This window comes from Streptomyces sp. SID14478 (genome assembly GCF_010548525.1).
Taxonomy (GTDB): Bacteria; Actinomycetota; Actinomycetes; order Streptomycetales; family Streptomycetaceae; genus Streptomyces.
On sequence record NZ_JAAGMG010000186.1, the window covers coordinates 1 to 3,500 of the forward strand.

The following is a 3,500-nucleotide window of genomic DNA, read 5'->3' on the forward strand; positions in this document are numbered from 1 at the left end:
GCGGTGCCCGCCGGTCACGAGCACCTCGCGCGCCCGCTGTCCCCGGCCGTCTCCCAGCCCGTCATCGCCGTGCTCCCGCCCGCCGCGGGCCCGGCGGGGGCGGCCCTGCTCGCACTCCTGCGCAAGGAGAACTGGCCGGAGCCCGCCGCCGCATTCCCGCCCCGGGAAATGGCGTACCCGAATTGATTCCGCATCGCATTCCACCGACTCCCCCTCCTCCTACCGTCTCCTGCCACCTCCTGCGATCTCCCGCCACCTCTGCCACCTCTGCCACCTCTTGAGGCGAACTCCTGAGTCCTCTCAGAGTTACCCCTGGGTCATCCCCTGGGTCATCCCCTGGGGAATTCTCCGCCGTCCACGATGAGATTGCTCGCGGTCAGCCAGCTCGCCTTGCCGGACAGCAGGAACAGCACCGCGTCCGCGATGTCGTCGGGCTCCCCGTCGCGCCCGAGCGGAGTGGCGTCGTCGGCGTTCGTCCGGTCCGGCGCCCCGCCCGCGGACACCTCCGCCCACTGCTCCCGCGTCGCCACACCGCCCGGGGTGGCGGTCCGGCCGGGAGAGACCGTGTTGACCCGGATGCCGGCCGGGGCCAGCTCCAGGGCGAGCCCCTTGCTGTAGTTCTCCAGCGCCGCCTTGGCCGCCGTGTAGTGCAGGAACGGTCCCATCGGGGTGAGCACCGCGGCCGACGAGACGTGCACGATCGCCCCGGATCCCTGCTCCCGCATCCCCGGCACCAGCAGCGCGTCAAGGCGCACCGCCGACAGGTAGTTGAGGTCCAGCGCGTCCTGCCACTCCTCGTCGGGGATGGCGGCGGCACCCTTGTACGGCTGCGCGCCGCCCGCGTTGTGGACCAGGAGGTCCACTCCGCCGAGCACGTCGCGCGCGGCCTCGGCGAGCGCCCGCGCCCCGGACGGTGTGCGCACGTCTGCCTGGACGAAGGAGGCCCCGTCCGGCGCCGTCCCCGCCGCGGACCTGGCGGTCGTCAGCACCTCGGCGCCCGCCTCCAGGAGCTGACGTACGACGGCCGCCCCGATCCCGCGCGTGCCACCCGTGACGAGGGCCCGCTTCCCCGCGAGTCCCCCCGTCGCCGCCGTTCCTGCTGCATTCTCGACAGTGGTCATGCCACCGGCCCTTTCCCTTTTCGACACCGGACGCGTATCGCATTGCATTGCATTGCATCGCATCGCATCGCATTCGGTGGCGTACACGTAATTTCCCGCTCGGAGAAAAAGGTACGTACGGGAATGGGCGGGCGGCAAAGACGAAATGACAGCACGCGCCATAGGTGATTCCTATACGGCGACGGAACGGAAACGGCACACCCCCGGTACGCCCGGCCGTACCGTCGTCGGCCGGCTTTGACTTCAAGCGCTTGAGGTGTGCTCTGCTGTCGGTCATGGCGACGTACACCATTAAGGATGTTTCCGGGCGTAGCGGACTGAGTGAGCCCACGCTGCGTTACTACGAGGACGTCGGGCTCATCGGGCCGGTCGGCCGGGACGGGACCAGCGGACACCGCCGGTACGGCGCGCGCGACCTGGAGCAGGCCGAGACGCTGGCGTGCCTGCGCGCGGTCGGCGTCGGCATCGAGGACATGCGCACCTACCTGGCGAACCGGTCGCGCGGGCGGGCGGCCGCGGCCGAGCAGCGGGATCTGCTGCTGCGGCACGCCGCACGCGTCGAGGCCGAACTCGCCGCGCAGCAGGCCCGGTTGAGCTATCTGCGCCAGAAGGCGGAGCTGTGGGACGCCCGCGAGCGCGGCGACGCCGCGGCGGAGGACGAAGTGATGCGGCGCCTCGTCGTCGCGGTCGAGGGTCTGGAGGCACTGCGATGAACAATCCGGTACTGGTCACCGGCGGGAACGGCTACGTAGGAACGCGGTTGATCGCGGAGCTGCTGCGCTCCGGCCGGGAGGTGCGCGCCACGGCCCGTTCCACCGCCCGGGAGGCCGAGCTGCGTGCGGCGGTGCGCCGGGGCGGGGCCGACGACGACGGTCTGCGGCTCGTGCCCGCGGACCTGTTGCGCGACGAGGGCTGGGTGGCCGCCGTGGCCGGCTGCGAGGAGGTCCACCACGTCGCCTCCCCCATCCCGGTCGTCCAGCCCGACGACCCCGAGGAACTCATCGGCCCCGCCCGCGAGGGCACGCTGCGGGTGCTGCGCGCCGCCCGCGACGCGGGTGTCCGCCGCACCGTCCTGACCTCGTCCTTCGCCGCTGTCGGCTACACCCCGAAGCCCGGCGCCGAGTTCACCGAGGCCGACTGGACCGACCCCGACACCCCGGGGCTCGCCCCCTACCCCCGGTCCAAGGCGATCGCGGAGCGGGCGGCGTGGGACTGGATGCGCGGCGAGGGCGGTGCCATGGAGCTCGTCGTCGTCAATCCGACGGGCATCTTCGGCCCGTCCCTCACCCCGCAGTTGCGTTCCTCGACGCAGCTGATCAAGTCGATGCTCGACGGCACCATGACCGTCGCCCCGCGCCTGCGCTTCGGCGTCGTCGACGTACGCGACGTCGCCGACCTGCACCTGCGCGCCATGGCCGCGCCCGAGGCGGCGGGCAAACGGTTCCTGGCCGTCAGCGACGACCCGGCGCTGAGCTTCCTCGACGTCGCCCGGACCCTGCGCCGCCACCTCGGCCCGCTCGCCGCACACGTCCCCACGCAGGAAGCGCCCAGGGACGAACCCCCGAGGCCGGTCATCCACAACGACCGGGCCCGCCGGGAACTGGGCTGGCGCCCGCGCCCCGCCGCCACCACGCTCGTCGAGACGGCGGAGAGCCTGCGCGACCTCGGCATGCTGGACTGAGGAGGACGCCGCACGCGTCCAGACGTCCCGGACGCCAAGCGGGCAGCATCCCAGACGTCATCCCAGACATCCCAGGTGTCCCAGGTGTCCCAGTCATCCCTGACGTCCAAGTACCCCGGTGCCTCAGGTGCTTACGTCGGTAGGCGCGTCCCCAGTCACATCCCTCGCCGCACCCCTCCTCAGCACATCCCGCGGAGCGTTTGCCGAGCCCTCCGCCGCCGCCCGGGCCCGCCCAGCGACACCGCAGGCCGCCGCGATCGGCACCAGGAGGAACACGAACGCACCGGCAAACGCGGGGAGTTGGCCGCTCGCAGCCGCCGAGACCGCGCTGAACAGGGCGGAGGCGAGGGCCAGTACGAGGGTCTGGCCGAGGTTCTGCGAGGTCTGCATGGCGCTGCTCGCGTACCCCTGCCGGTCCGCCGGGGCGTGCGCCAGGGACAGCAGGGTCAGCGACGGCGCCGCCAGGCCCATGCCGACGGCGGCGAGCACCATGGAGGACCCCGCCGTGGCCGCGGGCACCGCCGGCAGCGTGCAGAGCGCGGCCAGTGCCACCGCCACCGCCATGACCAGGGCCCCTACGCGTACCAGCCGGTGCCGGTCGACCCGGCCCTGGAGGCGCCCCTGCAGCCAGGACGCACCGGCCCAGGCCAGCGCGGCGCCGGTGAACGCGAGCCCGGTCACCACCCCCGGCACCGGCC

At 72.8% G+C, this 3,500-nt stretch carries 4 protein-coding genes and 1 pseudogene; 3 read left to right on the top strand and 2 right to left on the bottom strand.

Annotation, left to right across the window (positions count from 1 at the left end):
- Positions 1–186, top strand: a pseudogene (locus G3I40_RS07035) (LysR family transcriptional regulator); the annotation flags it as partial.
- Positions 187–329: 143 nt separating this feature from the next.
- Here the strand turns inward: G3I40_RS07035 and G3I40_RS07040 are convergent.
- A complete protein-coding gene (locus tag G3I40_RS07040) occupies positions 330–1,121 on the bottom strand; it encodes an SDR family oxidoreductase (RefSeq protein ID WP_164301296.1) in 792 nt (263 codons plus the stop codon).
- 275 nt (positions 1,122–1,396) lie between these two features.
- On the opposite strand from G3I40_RS07040, the gene G3I40_RS07045 reads away from it, so the two are divergent.
- Positions 1,397–1,834, top strand: coding sequence for a MerR family transcriptional regulator (locus G3I40_RS07045; protein WP_164301297.1), 438 nt, complete (start codon positions 1,397–1,399; stop codon positions 1,832–1,834).
- Complete coding sequence (locus tag G3I40_RS07050) at positions 1,831–2,802, top strand: aldehyde reductase (RefSeq protein ID WP_164301298.1); 972 nt, start codon at positions 1,831–1,833, stop codon at positions 2,800–2,802. Before G3I40_RS07045 ends, G3I40_RS07050 begins: the two co-directional genes overlap by 4 nt.
- A gap of 123 nt (positions 2,803–2,925) precedes the next feature.
- On the opposite strand, the gene G3I40_RS07055 is transcribed toward G3I40_RS07050, so the two are convergent.
- Positions 2,926–3,500 (bottom strand): MFS transporter (locus tag G3I40_RS07055; protein WP_343244845.1); only part of this gene is annotated, 575 nt, incomplete at its 5' end.